The 15,049-nt window shown below is 64.0% G+C and carries 8 protein-coding genes; 3 read left to right on the plus strand and 5 right to left on the minus strand.

Going from position 1 to position 15,049, the window contains the following annotated elements:
- Positions 1 to 64: 64 nt before the first annotated feature.
- Together VGO12_RS25395 and VGO12_RS25400 are read left to right on the plus strand one after the other, a co-directional pair.
- Positions 65 to 4,858 carry an NAD-glutamate dehydrogenase gene (locus tag VGO12_RS25395; protein WP_327515496.1) on the plus strand — a complete coding sequence of 1,598 codons (4,794 nt, stop codon included), beginning with the start codon at positions 65 to 67 and terminating at the stop codon, positions 4,856 to 4,858.
- A 132-nt stretch (positions 4,859 to 4,990) separates the two neighbouring features.
- A complete protein-coding gene (locus tag VGO12_RS25400; RefSeq protein WP_327515497.1) occupies positions 4,991 to 6,418 on the plus strand; it encodes an MFS transporter in 1,428 nt (475 codons plus the stop codon).
- Between the two features lie 54 nt (positions 6,419 to 6,472).
- On the opposite strand, the gene purH is transcribed toward VGO12_RS25400, so the two are convergent.
- The 4 genes from purH to htpX all read right to left on the minus strand — a co-directional run bounded on the left by purH (position 6,473) and on the right by htpX (position 12,465).
- A complete protein-coding gene (gene purH, locus VGO12_RS25405) occupies positions 6,473 to 8,083 on the minus strand; it encodes a bifunctional phosphoribosylaminoimidazolecarboxamide formyltransferase/IMP cyclohydrolase (RefSeq protein WP_327515498.1) in 1,611 nt (536 codons plus the stop codon).
- 123 nt (positions 8,084 to 8,206) lie between these two features.
- On the minus strand, positions 8,207 to 9,907 hold the full coding sequence (locus VGO12_RS25410; RefSeq protein WP_327515499.1) for a heparinase II/III family protein: 1,701 nt from the start codon (positions 9,905 to 9,907) through the stop codon (positions 8,207 to 8,209).
- Between the two features lie 189 nt (positions 9,908 to 10,096).
- A complete protein-coding gene (locus VGO12_RS25415) occupies positions 10,097 to 11,506 on the minus strand; it encodes an RsmB/NOP family class I SAM-dependent RNA methyltransferase (RefSeq protein WP_327515500.1) in 1,410 nt (469 codons plus the stop codon).
- Positions 11,506 to 12,465: a zinc metalloprotease HtpX gene (gene htpX, locus VGO12_RS25420; protein ID WP_327515501.1), complete on the minus strand. Its 960-nt coding sequence runs from the start codon at positions 12,463 to 12,465 to the stop codon at positions 11,506 to 11,508. Before htpX ends, VGO12_RS25415 begins: the two co-directional genes overlap by 1 nt.
- 124 nt (positions 12,466 to 12,589) lie before the next feature.
- Here htpX and VGO12_RS25425 point away from each other — a divergent pair, with 124 nt between their 5' ends.
- Positions 12,590 to 12,790, plus strand: coding sequence for a DUF1674 domain-containing protein (locus VGO12_RS25425; RefSeq protein ID WP_327515502.1), 201 nt, complete (start codon positions 12,590 to 12,592; stop codon positions 12,788 to 12,790).
- A gap of 126 nt (positions 12,791 to 12,916) precedes the next feature.
- Here VGO12_RS25425 and acs read toward each other — a convergent pair whose 3' ends face one another.
- Positions 12,917 to 14,866: an acetate--CoA ligase gene (gene acs / locus VGO12_RS25430; RefSeq protein WP_327515503.1), complete on the minus strand. Its 1,950-nt coding sequence runs from the start codon at positions 14,864 to 14,866 to the stop codon at positions 12,917 to 12,919.
- Positions 14,867 to 15,049: the final 183 nt, after the last annotated feature.

A 15,049-nucleotide genomic window follows, 5' to 3' on the forward strand; every position in this document is an offset into this window, starting at 1 on the left:
AAAAGCGGTCGCCATTAGCCATGGTTCTGATAGGGTTTGGCCTATCATGAGTGGGAGAGACTTCATGGGCGTGAAATACAATCCGAAGCGGGACAGACACATCGACGCAGCGAAGGCGGCCGCCATCAAACTGGGCGTCGAGGCGCTGGCGCCGGAGATCCTCTTCGGGGCGGCCAGCAACGACGATCTCGATCTCTATTCGGCGGACATGCTGGCGCTGACCGCAGCCCATGCCTATCGCGAGCTCGCTCAGTGGGACGGCGGCAAGCCCCGCGTCTCTGTCGAGACCGTCGCTGGTGTCGCGCCCGGCGGCGCCGAGGTCTCGATCATCACGGTCACCGAACACAACATGCCCTTCCTCTATGACTCGGTCATGGGCGAAGTCACCAGCACGCACCGGGACATACACCTCGCCATCCACCCGATCCTGGTCAAAGAACCGGGCAAACCGGCCAAGCTCTTCGATCCGGAAGAGCCGAGCGACCCGGCGCACCGCGTCAGCCATATCCAGATCCACCTGAGCAAACTTGCGCCCGTCGAGGCGGAACAGCTCAGCAACCGCATTCGCGACGTGCTGGAGCAGGTGCACCAGACGGTGCACGACTGGCCGGCGATGACGGCTCAGCTCGACCAGGCGATGGCAGAGCTCGAAGCCTACAACGCCTCGCGCAAGAAGAGCGACCGCGACGAGGCGCTCGCCTTCCTTCGCTGGCTGCGCGACAACAACTTCACCTTCCTCGGCATGCGCGAATACACCTATTCCGGCAAGGGCGGGAAGGCGACGGTCGAGCGCGGCAAGGGCAGGGGCCTCGGCATTCTTTCCAATCCCGACGTGCGCGTGCTGCGCCAGGGCAAGGACGCCGTTCTGACCACGCCGGAAATCCTCGCCTTCCTCGAGGGCCCTGAATTCCTGATCGTTACCAAGGCCAACGTGAAGTCGGTCGTTCACCGCCGCGCCTACATGGACTATATCGGCGTCAAGCGCTTCGACGCCGATGGCAATGTCGCAGGTGAACTGCGCATCGTCGGCCTGTTCACCTCGTCGGCCTATACCCGCCAGGCGGCCGAGATCCCGCTTCTTCGCCACAAGATCGAAAAGATCGTCGATCATTTCGGTTATGATCCGCAGAGCCATTCCGGCAAGATGCTGGACAACACGCTCGAATCCTACCCGCGCGACGACCTGTTCCAGATCGATGTCGGCCTGCTCGCCGCCTTCTGCGAACAGATCAACGAGCTTGGTGACCGCCCGCGCATCCGCGTGCTGCCGCGCATCGACCATTTCGACCGCTTCGTCTCGGTCATCGTCTTCGTGCCGCGCGAGCAGTACGATTCCGACGTCCGCGAAAAGATCGGCGACTATCTGAAAACGGTCTATGACGGTCGCGTCTCGGCCTACTACCCGGCGTTCCCCGAAGGCGGCCTCGCCCGTGTCCACTTCATCATCGGCCGCTCCGCCGGCAAGACGCCGCGCATCCCGCAGGCCAAGCTTGAGGAAGCGGTCCGCGGCATCGTTACCCGCTGGATCGACCGGTTCGACCTGCTCGCCCGCAAGGACGGCATCGAACTCGATGTCGACAACGCCTATCAGTCGTTCTTCACGCCGGCCGAAGCCTATGCGGACCTCGCCGATATCGCCGCCTGCAAGGGCCCTGACCCGATCCGGATCGAGTTCTACCACTATCCGCGCGCCGTCTCGCGGGCGGATACTGCTGAACTGAAGATCTTCCACGCCAGCGAGCCCGTGTCGCTGTCGCGCCGCGTGCCCCTGCTTGAAAACCTCGGCTTCCGGGTGATCAGCGAACAGACCTACGACATCGGCGTCAACGCCCATGGCGAAGAGAAGCGCAAGGTCGTGTTGCACGACATGGAGCTGATCCATCGCGATGGCCTTGCGCTGAACCTCGAAAAATCCGGTCCGGCGCTCGAAGAAGCGTTCCTGGCCGCCTGGAACGGCACGACCGAGGACGACAACTTCAACAGGCTGGTCCTGCTTGCGGGCCTCAACGCCCGCGAAGTGACAGTGCTGCGCGCCTATGCCCGCTATCTGCGCCAGGCCGGCATTACCTATTCGCAAGGCTACATCGCCGACACGCTCAACAAGTACCCGGCGATTGCCGCCGACATCTTCAAGCTGTTCGTGACGCGGATGGACCCGAAGCTCGAGGAAAAGCCGCGCGCCAAGAAGTGCAATGCGCTGCTCGCCGCGATCGAGGATGCGCTTTCGAACGTCCCGAGCCTCGACGAAGACCGCATCCTGCGCCGCTACGTCAACGCCATCGAGGCGACGCTCAGGACCAACTACTTCCAGCACGACGCAGACGGCAGGCCGCGCGCGGTTCTCGCCTTCAAGCTCGATCCGAAGGCGCTCGACGGCCTGCCGGAACCGCGTCCGTTCCGCGAAATCTTCGTCTACGGCACCGAGGTCGAGGGCGTGCACCTGCGCTTCGGCAAGGTCGCCCGTGGCGGCCTGCGCTGGTCGGACCGCGCCCAGGACTACCGCACGGAAGTGCTCGGCCTCGTCAAGGCGCAGCAGGTCAAGAACGCGGTTATCGTGCCCGTCGGCGCCAAGGGCGGCTTCTATCCGAAGCTGCTTCCGGTGGGCGGCACCCGTGATGAAGTCTTCAAGGCAGGCACCGAGGCCTACAAGACCTTCATTCGCACGCTGCTGTCGGTCACCGACAACATCGTCGGCCAGGATGTCGTGCCGCCGACGGACACGCTGCGCCATGACGGTGACGATCCGTACTTCGTCGTCGCCGCCGACAAGGGCACCGCAACCTTCTCCGACACCGCCAATGGCCTGGCACAGGAAGCGGGCTTCTGGCTCGACGACGCCTTTGCGTCCGGTGGTTCGGCCGGCTACGACCACAAGAAGATGGGCATCACCGCCCGCGGCGCCTGGGAAACCGCCAAGCGCCACTTCCGCGAGATGGATATCGACATCCAGACGACACCGTTCACGGTCGCCGGCGTCGGCGACATGTCGGGCGACGTCTTCGGCAACGGCATGCTGCTGTCGGAAAAGATCCGCCTGATCGCCGCCTTCGATCACCGCGACATCTTCATCGATCCCAACCCGGATACCGATGTCTCCTTCGCGGAGCGCAAGCGCATGTTCGACCTGCCGCGCTCGAGCTGGCAGGACTATGACCGCAAGACCCTGTCTGAGGGTGCGATGATCATCTCGCGCGCCGAGAAGTCGGTGACGCTGACGCCCGAGGCGATGGCAGCCATCGGCCTCGACAAGCAGAAGGCGACGCCGTTCGAGATCATGAACGCGATCCTGAAGAGCCAGGTCGACCTGCTCTGGTTCGGCGGCATCGGCACCTATGTGCGCGGCAGTTCCGAAACGGACGCCGAAGTGGGCGACCGCGCCAACGACGCGATCCGCGTGACGGCCGAAGAGGTCCGTGCCCGGGTGATCGGCGAGGGCGCCAACCTTGGCGTCACCCAGAAGGGCCGTATCGGCTTCGGCCTCAATGGCGGCCGCTGCAATTCGGATGCCATCGACAACTCCGCCGGCGTCAACTCCTCAGACGTCGAGGTCAACATCAAGATCGCGCTGGCGTCCGCCATGCGCGACGGCCGCCTGACGCGGCCGAAGCGCAACACGCTGCTCGCCTCGATGACCGAGGAAGTCGGCCACCTCGTGCTGCGCAACAACTACGAGCAGTCGCTGGCGATCTCGCTCACCGCCATGCAGGGGCTCGGCAACCGCACGACCCTTGGCCGGCTCATGACCCGGCTTGAGGCCGACGGTCATCTCAACCGCAAGGTCGAGACGCTGCCGACCGACCAGACGATGACCGAGCGCTATCAGGCGGGCAAGCCGCTCACCCGCGCGGAAATCGGCGTGTTGCTCTCCTACTCCAAGCTCGTCCTCTTCGATGAGCTGATTGCGAGCGAACTGCCCGACGATCCGTACTTCACGGCAACGCTTGAGCGTTACTTCCCGGCCAAGATGCGCAAGACCTATGCCGGCGACATTCACGGCCATCGTCTGCGCCGCGAAATCATCGCGACGATCCTTGCAAACGAGGTCATCAACCGTGGCGGTCCGGCCTTCGTTTCGACCCTGACGGATGCGACGGGCTACCTGTCGGCCGATGTCGTCAAGGCGGCGGTGCTGGCACTCGACGGCTTCGACCTGCCGCGGATTTATGACGAGATCGACGCACTCGACAACAAGATCGGCGGCGGCCTGCAGAACGTCCTCTACCAGGAAGTCGGCCGCATCTTCACGCTCGTCACCGAGCGGGCGCTGCGCACCCACGCGGCAACCGGCTCCGTGTCGGAGGCCGTAGCGCGGCTGCGCGACGGCTTGCAGAAGCTGCGTGCCACGATGCGCACTGCGGTTTCGGGCGAAAGCGCTGAAGAGGCGCGACTGAAGACTGCATCCTTTGTCGAGGGCGGCGTACCGGCCAAGCTTGCCGAAGAGATTTCGGAACTAGCGCTGATGACGCTGGTGCCCGAGATCATGCAGATCGCCGCTGAAACCGGTGAGACGCTGAGCCGCACGGCGCAAGGGTACTTCGCCGTCACCGATACGCTGCGCATCAACCGGCTGCTCGTCGCTTCCGACCGTGTCCCGGCAACGGAGCAGTTCGAGGCGATGGCGCTCTCGCGAGCCGTATCGGATATCGCCGCCGCAAGGCGCGACATCACCGCGGCAGCGCTGCGCGAGCAGAAGAAGGAACGCAATCCAGTTGCCGCCTGGGAGGAGAGCGAACGCGTCCGCGTCGCCCAGGCGACAGGCCAACTGCGGCTGTTGACCGAGAAGGGCGAAACGACGCTCGCCAAGATCACCGTTGCCGCAGGTCTGCTCAACGACCTGGCACGGGGAAGGGCGAAGTAAGCTGAAGAACACGGATCCGGGCGGTTTTTTCGCCCGCATCCCGTTCTAAACCTCTTGGAATTCGTCAGATAGAAGTTAGGCTGCGCCGCGCGTTCGAGGGGACGCGCGGCGCAGTCGTTTCGGGAGGGGACCTTGCAGATTTCGGCCGAGAGGACTGAAGATCAACCGCGCACGTCACGGGCGGGGATTGCCGGCTGGATGCTGTTCGACTGGGCGGCGCAGCCGTTCTTCACGGTGATCACGACCTTCATCTTCGGCCCGTATTTCGTTTCCCGGCTGACGGAGGATCATGCGCTCGGCCAGGCGATGTGGGGCTATACCCTCACCGTCTCGGGAATCATCATCGCGGTTCTCTCGCCGGTGCTCGGCGCCATCGCGGATGCGACCGGCCCGCGCAAGCCCTGGATCGCCTTCTTTGCCGTCATCAAGATCCTGTCGCTGGCTATGCTGTGGTTCGCGGCCCCCGGCTCGCCGATCCTCTATCCGGCGATCTTCATGATCCTCGCAAGCATCGCAGCCGAGTTCTCGATCGTCTTCAACGATTCCATGATGCCGCGCCTCGTGCCGGAAAAGGACGTCGGCCGCATCTCCAACATTGCCTGGGGCCTCGGCTATCTTGGCGGCATGATCGTGCTGATTGCTGTCGTGGCACTGCTCGCCGGCAGCCCCGAAACTGGCAAGACGGCAGCGGGCATCGACCCGTTGTTCGGTCTCGATCCGGCCAAGGGTGAGGATGCACGCATCACCGGACCGATCTCGGCGCTTTGGTACCTCGTCTTCATCCTGCCGATGTTCCTGTTCACGCCCGACGCCACCAAGGCGACCATGTCGCTCGGCAAGGCAACCGTCACGGGCCTCAGGGAGCTCAAGGGCACGCTCGGCGAGCTCAGGCAACGAACGGGCATTCTGCGGTTCCTGATCGCGCGCATGATCTTCCAGGATGGCGTCAACGGCCTTCTGGCTCTCGGCGGCACCTTCGCCGCGGCCATGTTCGGCTGGCGGACGCTGGAACTCGGCATCTACGGGATCATCCTCAACGTCGTCGCGATCGGCGGCTGCCTCTATGCCAGCCGGCTCGACACACGGCTCGGATCCAAGGTGATCGTCACCGCCAGCCTGGTCTGCCTGACGCTGGCGACGATCGGCATCGTCTCGACCGGCCCCGGCTTCACGCTGTTCGGGCTGATGCCGTTGTCGGCGGAAGATTCGGGCGGCCTGTTCGGCACAGCGGCCGAAAAGGCCTACATTCTCTACGGCCTGTTGGTCGGCATCGCCTTCGGCCCGGTACAGGCCTCGTCGCGCTCCTATCTTGCCCGTAGCGTCAGCCTGGACGAGGCCGGGCGCTACTTCGGCCTCTATGCCCTTTCCGGCCGCGCGACGTCGTTCCTCGCGCCCGCATCGGTCGCCACCATTACCCTCGTCACGGGATCTGCCCGTATCGGCATGATGGCGCTCATCGCCTTCCTGATCGTCGGCCTGGTGATCCTTCTCCGCACGCCCTATCCGGCCGATGACGGACGCAAAAAAGCCGCCACGTCCTTTGGACGCGGCGGCGTGTGATCGGGTTGCGCAATCACCGAGGACGGACGCTCAAGCGTTCGCCCCCGAACGATGTCAGTGGCGGAAGTGGCGCATGCCGGTGAAGACCATGGCGACGCCATGCTCGTTCGCAGCCGCAATCACCTCTTCGTCACGCATCGATCCACCCGGCTGAATGACGGCGGTGGCACCGGCGGCGATCGCCGAGAGCAGACCATCGGCAAAGGGCAGGAACGCTTCGGAAGCAACGGCCGAGCCCTTGGTGAGCGGCGTTGCAAGGCCCAGCGCCTTGGCGGCTTCCTCGGCCTTGATCGCCGCGATACGGGCGGAATCGACGCGGCTCATCTGGCCGGCGCCGATTCCGGCCGTCTGGCCGTCCTTGGCGTAGACGATCGCATTCGACTTGACGTGCTTGGCGACCTTGAAGGCGAACTTCATGTCCTCGAGCTCCTGGGCGGTCGGCGCGCGCTTGGTCACGACCTTGAGCTCGAGATCCTCGACCATGCCGTTGTCACGCGTCTGCACCAGGAGACCGCCCGAGACGGTCTTGGCGGCAAGGCCGGGAATGCGTGGGTCGGGCAGGCCGCCGGTCGAAAGCAGACGCAGGTTCGGCTTGCGTGCGATCACGGCCTTGGCTGCGTCGCTCGCCGAAGGCGCGATGATCACCTCGGTGAAGAGCTTGACGATTTCTTCGGCGGTTTCCGCATCGAGCTCCTGGTTGAGCGCGATGATGCCGCCGAAGGCCGAGGTGGAATCGCAGGCGAGCGCCCGGCGATAGGCCTCGGCAAGCGTCGGCGCGGTCGCAACGCCGCAGGGGTTGGCATGCTTGATGATGGCGCAGGCGGGCGCCTTCTCCGGCAGGAACTCGGCGACCAGCTCGAAGGCGGCGTCCGTGTCGTTGATGTTGTTGTAGGAGAGCTGCTTGCCCTGGAGCAGCGCTGCCGTGGCAACGCCCGGCCGGTTCTCGCCGGTGAGGTAGAAGCCCGCCTTCTGGTGCGGGTTTTCGCCGTAGCGCATCTCTTCCTTCAACACGCCGCCAATCACCCGGTGGCGCGGCATCGGGGTGTCCAGCGCCTCGGCAAACCAGTTGGAGATCGCAGCGTCGTAGGCGGCGGTGCGGGCATAGGCCTTGGCCGCCATCTTCTGGCGGAAGGCATAGGTCGTCTTGCCGGACGAAAGTTCTTCAAGCAGCAGCGGGTAGTCGGCCGGATCGGTGACGATGGTCACGTAAGCGTGGTTCTTGGCCGAAGCCCGGATCATGGCCGGACCGCCGATATCGATGTTTTCCACGGTCGTCGGGTAGTCGCCGCCCTGAGCCCGCACTTCCTCGAAGGGATAGAGGTTGATGATCGCAAGGTCGATCGCGGTGATGCCGTGCGCGGTCATGGCAGCGACGTGATCGGCATCGTCGCGGATCGAAAGCAGGCCGCCGTGCACACCCGGGTGCAGCGTCTTGACCCGACCGTCCATGACTTCAGGGAAACCCGTCAGCTCGGAAACGTCGCTCACCGGCAGACCGGCTTCGGACAGCGCCTTGTGCGTGCCCCCGGTCGAAACGAGCCGGATGCCTTTTTCGTTGAGCGCGCGCGCGAGCTCGACGACGCCTGATTTGTCGGACACGGAGAGGAGGGCGGTGCGGACCGGAACCTCGTTCGGGGCGGGGATTTTCTTGGAGGCGACAGCCATCACCATGCTCCTTTGGCGGCGCCGGAGGCCCGGGAGAAGGTCCGGCGATTGGGATGGCTGCCCGTTAGCATAGCTTGTCGGCCGAAGGAACCTCGGCAGAGGCGCCACGCTAAAATAAGCGCGTCAGTTTGCCCGGGAGAAGGTCCATTGGATCTCGGGCTGCGTCGCGACCGAGAAGGTCACCGTCAACTGCGACGAAGCCCGGATACCCGAGGGATCGGCAAAGAAGATATCCTCCTCGACCGCAAGCTCCCCATCCTGGCAGGCAAAGAGCCAGGCCTCGCCGTCCGCTGCCGTCAGGAAAATCTCGCGCGCATTGTTCTGGCGGATGGTGATCGCGGGATGAATGTGGAACCGGGCGACAGCAATGGCGGTGTCGCCTTCCGGGGGATCGCCGCCATCGGCCCGGCTGAGCCGATCCCGGCCGCGCACCATGCGGCCACCGTTCAGTACCCCGATGTCGCGCTCGTGGATCAGCCCGAAGGCGGCAAGGTAGCCGTCGTGGCTCGCCGTCACCGATTCCAGCCCTCCCGGCTCGTCCTTGCGTACCGCTGCGACCTTGGACACGCCCGTCGTCATGATCGGCCCGAGGAACCGCGATTGCGAGAAGCGCGTCGACGACGTGTCGTTGATCGTCACCGTCGAATGCGCCGCCGTCATGCGCGCCATCTGCCGGAAACGGTCGCCAGCGAACTTCGGGGCACCTGAGTTGACGACGAAACGCGCCTTGCCGGACGACATCTCGAACGACAGGCAGCCGGCATGGGCGCTGCGCGAGAGATCAACGGAATGCGGCCGGCCGGTGTCGACGATGACGACCGTGTTGTCGATAGCAAGGCGCTCGTAATGGGCGTGCGGCAAGGAGCGGAAAGGCTCACCGGCGGTTTCGTCATACCGCAGCACCGATGCCAGTTCATGGGCCAGGACCGAGGTCGCACCATTAAACAGCGCCAACTCGCCCCCCTGGTGACGGAAGAAGCGCAGGGCCGGATACATGCGGTCGATGCACGGGATCAACCGCGACGGCACGTCGTGGCCGAGATTGACATAGGTCTGCCGGAGCGGCAGCAGGTCGAGCAGCAACTCAAGCCCGGCACGTGGGCTGCGCGAGCAGTGGCTGCCGTCCGGCAGGATCTGGCGGTCGAGTTCGTGGTCGAGATGGCGCGACGCCTTGCGAATGGCGCCCGGCGAGGCCGGCATGGAGACCGACGCCATGGCAAGCGCCAGCCGCACTCGCAGCCTCTGCTCGCCGTCGCGCACCGTGTCGGCGATATGCCTGAGATAGCACACCTGCAGCGCCAGGCTCTTCAGGAACCGACGGTAGAAGCCGTGCTCGGCATTGCGCAAAACCACAGGCGAATGCGAAAGCCAGGCAATGATGCGCTGGGCGATGATGTCCGCATCCCAGGCAATGCCACCGAGATCGCGACCGTGGCTGACGATCCAGTCATCGACGATTTGCCGCAACCGCACAAAGCCGGCATCCTCGCGGATCGCGCGCAAGTGTCTCAGCCAGCCGAAGGAATGCAGCCGTGCGGCGAACTCGCGCGACGGCAGGTCGATCTCGAAGGGCGATTCGCCTTCGGTGTCGAGGACCCTTCCGGCAAGCGGGAAACGTCCCGAGAGAATTTCTTCGGCAACGAAGGGGTCGACGGCGCGAAGATCGGTGGGGGCGACAATCAGGCGGTTCGGCGTTTTGCCAGCGAAGCGCAGCGTGGAGACGCGTCCGATCGACAGCCGGCGCGACACCCGCCGCCAGCCTTCACGCAGATACAGGTATGAGAGCCTTCGCCTGCCGGAAATCAACGCCGCCGGTTTCCTCATTTCTGGCACGACCGCTCAACATCTGAACGGGCGATGGTCTCGGACGAGCCGCCGCATGGTGCCAGAGAGATCGTTAAACTTTTATCAATAATGTCATCTTTGATAGGCTCCTCGCTTGAACGCGTCAAATGACGCGGCAGAGCAGGGCTCTCAGGCCCCCTCACACCCGCCTCGGGCCCGCCATGGATGTCATTTTCGCCGAATCACTGCCGCATAGAAGCCATCGAGGCCGCTCGCATACGGCGGATCGAGCGTCAGCATTGCCGGCGTGGTCCGCATTTCGCCCCTTGGCGTGATCGCGTTCTCGAGGCCGGGCCAGTCTTCGGGCGCAATCGGCACCCTCTCGAAGGCATCTCCGCCATCAACCACGCGGGCAACGACCTCTTCGCCCTCGAGCGGGTCAAGCGAGCAGTTGGAAAAAACGACCGTGCCGCCCGGCTTAACCACCGTCAGCGCGTGGCGAAGCAGCCGCTCCTGCAGGTCGGCAAGCTTCTTGATGTCCTCCGGTCCCTTGGTCCAGAGCACATCCGGGTGGCGGCGGGTCGTTCCGGTGGACGAGCAGGGCGCGTCGAGCAGCGCCGCGTCGAACAGGGTCTCCGGCTGGAAGTCGGCCATATTGACTTCCTTCGTCTCGGCATCGAGATCCAGCCGCTTCAGATTGCCCTTCAGCCGGCGCAGGCGACTGCCGGACTGGTCGAGCGCGGTCACCTCTGCGCCGGCGAGAATCAGCTGCGCCGTCTTGCCGCCCGGGGCGGCACAAAGATCGACGATCCGCTTGCCCGCAAGGTTTCCGAAAAGCCGCGCCGGGATCGACGCAGCCGCGTCCTGCACCCACCAGACGCCATCATCGAATCCGGCTAAGGAAGGAATGGAGCCGGAGAACTCGCCGAGGCGCACGGACCCGGTCGGCAGGACGGTTCCGCCAAGCCGCTCCGCCCAGGTCGCCGCATCGGACTTCACCGAAAGGTCGATCGCCGCCGGGGTCAGTTGTGCTTCGGCGATCTGCTCGGCCAGTTCGCGGCCATAGTGGCTGACAAGGCGCTGGTAGAACCATTCCGGCATGGCCGGCACATCGCGCGTCGCCTCAAGCAGAGCATCTTTCTCGCGGGAAAGCCGGCGCAGGACGGCATTCACCAGATTGGCGAACCGACGGTTGCGCGGATCAGCCTGCGCCTGCTCGACAGCGATGTCGACTGCCGAGTGATCCGGCACGTCAAGGTAGAAGATTTGCGCCGCGGCGACTGCCAGCACGTGATCGAGTGCACGCGCGCCTTCCGGCAGCGGCGTCTGCAGCAGCGAATTGATCGCGGCCTGGATGCGCGGCAGGTGGCGAAGGGCCGAGTTCAGGATTGCGCGGACAAGGGCGCGGTCGGCGTCGTTGAGTTCGCGATAGGCCGGATTGCCGTGTTCATGATCGAGCATGCCGTCGAGCGACGTCTTGCGGTCGACGACCGCGGCAAGGATCTTGGCTGCGGCCTGGCGCGCCTTCATGCCCGGCTTTTCAGGGCCGCGCTCTGCTGGCGCGGGCTTTCTGGATTTTACGCCGCCTTTGTGCGGCGATCGTTTCGGGCGAGAATCGTTTTTGTTATCTGCAGACATCAGGACCAGGGACCTTTGGGCGGTTCGGAACCACCGCGACCCCAACCGGTAGGTGGCACAGAGCGCGATTTGCGCACGGGATTATCAGCCCTGACCGGCGGCGTCGAGACCGCAGACATCTCGCCCGCCATCTGCTGCAGGGCTGCAATCCGGTTTTCGGTGTTCGGATGGGTCGAAAACAGGTTGTCCATGCGCTCGCCCGAAAGCGGATTGATGATGAACATATGCGCCGTCGCCGGATTGCGCTCAGCGTCGTCGTTGTGGATCTGATGCGCGGCGCCCGCGATCTTCTGCAGGGCTGAGGCAAGCGCCAGCGGCTTGCCGCAGATCTCTGCGCCCCGACGGTCGGCCGAGTATTCGCGCGTCCGGCTGATCGCCATCTGTACCAGCATCGCCGCCATCGGCGCGACGATCATCGCGACAAGCGTGCCGATGAAGCCCAGCGGATTGTTGTTCTCGCGGTTGCCGCCGAAGAAGAAGGCGAAGTTGCCAAGCATCGAGATCGCGCCGGCAAGCGTGGCCGTCAGCGTCATGGTCAACGTGTCGCGGTTCTGGACATGCGCGAGTTCGTGCGCCATCACGCCGGCGACTTCGTCATAGTTGAGGGCGTGCAGCAGTCCGGTGGAGGCTGCGACCGCAGCGTTTTCCGGATTGCGCCCGGTGGCAAAGGCGTTCGGCTGCGGGCTGTCGATGACATAGACGCGCGGCATCGGCAGGCCGGCGTTCCTGGCGAGATCGCGCACGATGCCGTAATACTCCGGTGCGCTGCGCTCATCCACCTCCTGCGCACGATACATGCGCAGCACCATCTTGTCCGAATTCCAGTAGGAAAAGAAGTTCATGCCTGCGGCCATGACGAAGGCAATCATCATCCCGCCGCGTCCCCCGATGACGAAGCCCACCGCCATGAACAGGGCGGTCATGACTGCAAGCAGCATGGCGGTGCGGACAAGGTTCATCAGGGATCTCCGGGTCGTCAACGTTTCACGTGAATCAGGGTTCCCGAGGCGGGAACGTCACCCTATATGATGGGTGCAAACGCCCCATTCTTCAATATTGATGCTCAATCCGGATACCGTTCAGATGCAGAACGACAATGACAATGCCGCAGACCGCCCGAAAAGACCGTTGCCGCCCGCGGCGGTGCGCGCCTTGAAAGAAGCCGAGGAGCGGCGACAGGCGGAAGCGAAAAAGGAGCTGCCGCCCGAGATCGGCGGACGGGGCGGCGAAGATCCGGCACGCTACGGCGACTGGGAAATCAAGGGCAGGGCGATCGACTTCTAAAGCGCATGCCGATCGCCAAGCGGCTCAGACGTGCGGATCGTCATGCCCGCCACGATCTGAATCCGGCTCACTAAAAGCGCATAATGGACTGACGCCGCCCGCCAAAAGCGGGCGGCGTGTCTTGTATCAGGCCTTGTTCTGCCGGTTGGCGATCAGGTCGTCGACAACGGCCGGGTCGGCAAGCGTCGAGGTGTCGCCGAGTGCGCCGAAATCGTCTTCGGCGATCTTGCGCAGGATGCGGCGCATGATCTTTCCGGACCGGGTCTTCGGCAGGCCCGGCGCGAACTGGATCTTGTCGGGCGTGGCAATCGGACCGATTTCGGAGCGCACATGCTTCACCAGCGCCTGGCGAAGCTCGTCGTTGCCGACTTCACCGGCCATCAGCGAGACGTAGCAATAGATCCCCTGGCCCTTGATCGGATGCGGGTAGCCGACGACCGCAGCTTCCGAGACGAGGTGATGCGAGACCAGAGCCGACTCGACCTCGGCGGTGCCAAGGCGATGACCGGAGACGTTCAGCACATCGTCGACGCGGCCGGTGATCCAGTAGTAGCCGTCTTCGTCGCGACGGCAGCCGTCGCCGGTGAAATACTTTCCCTTGTAGGTGGCGAAGTAGGTCTGGCCGAAGCGGGCATGGTCGCCGTAGATCGTGCGCATCTGGCCGGGCCAGCTGTCGACGATGCACAGGTTGCCGTCAGCCGCGCCCTCGAGCACGTTGCCTTCGTTGTCAACCAGCTGCGGCTGGACGCCGAAGAACGGACGGGTTGCCGAACCGGGCTTCAGGTCCGTGGCACCCGGCAGCGGCGTGATCAGGATGCCGCCGGTCTCCGTCTGCCACCAGGTATCGACGATCGGCGATTTCTGATCGCCGACGACGTTGTAATACCATTCCCAGGCCTCGGGGTTGATCGGCTCGCCGACCGAACCGAGCAGGCGCAGCGAGGAGCGCGACGCACGCTTGACGAAATCGTCACCGGCCCCCATCAGCGAACGGATCGCCGTCGGCGCGGTGTAAAAGACGTTGACCTTGTGCTTGTCGATCACTTCCCAGAAACGGCCGGCATCCGGGAAATTCGGCACGCCCTCGAACATCACGGTCGTCGCCGCATTCGCAAGCGGGCCATAGACGATATAGGAGTGACCGGTGACCCAGCCGACATCGGCCGTGCACCAGTAGATATCGCCGTCGCGGTAGTCGAAGACGTATTCGTGCGTCATCGAGGCGTAGACGAGGTAGCCGCCGGTGGTGTGCAGCACGCCCTTCGGCTTGCCGGTGGAACCGGAGGTGTAGAGGATGAACAGCGGATCTTCCGCCTTCATCTTCGCCGGCTCGCAATGCGGCTTCACCGTCGCGATTTCCTGGTGATACCAGAGGTCGCGGCCCGGCGCCCAGGCCGTCTTGCCGCCGGTGCGGCGCACGACGAGAACCTTGTTGACGATGACATGCTGCTTGGCGGCAATGTCGATCGCCGTGTCGGTGTTTTCCTTGAGCGGCACCGGCTTGCCGCCGCGCACGCCCTCGTCGCAGGTGATGACGAAGGTCGATTCACAGTCGACGATACGACCCGCTAGCGCATCCGGCGAGAAGCCGCCGAAGACAACCGAATGGATGGCACCGATGCGGGCGCAGGCGAGCATCGCATAGGATGCTTCCGGGATCATCGGCATATAGATGGTGACGCGGTCACCCTTCTTGACGCCGTGCTTCTTCAAGACGTTGGCCAGCCGGCAAACCTGCTCGTAGAGCTGGTTGTAGGTGACCTTCTTGTCGATATAGGGGTTGTCGCCTTCCCAGATGATGGCGGTCTTTTCGCCATGCGTCTTCAGGTGGCGGTCGATACAGTTGTAGGAGACGTTGGTGAGCCCGTCCTCATACCACTTGATCGAGACCTTGCCGTTGAAGGAGGTGTTCTTGACCTTGGTATAGGGCTTGAACCAGTCGATCCGCTTGCCGTGTTTGCCCCAGAACTTCGCCGGGTCCGAGATGCTCTCGTCGTACCACTTCAGATAGGTGGCATTGTCGAGCAGCGTCCGGCTCTTGGCAGACTTCAACACCGGATAGATCTTGGCGGACATGTTTTCCTCCCTACGCATTCCTAGTGCGGCTCGCCACTCCCCGGCCAGCCCGTTTCGCGGACATACATAGCAGGTCAAATGCCCGCCGCAATTAGACAAAAGGACATTTGGAACTGAAGAATTGCAATTTCGCGACAAGGACGGTATAGAGGCCCACATTTCCCGGAAATCAGTGGTAGACTC

The organism is Ensifer sp., assembly GCF_035999135.1.
Lineage (GTDB): Bacteria > Pseudomonadota > Alphaproteobacteria > Rhizobiales > Rhizobiaceae > Ensifer.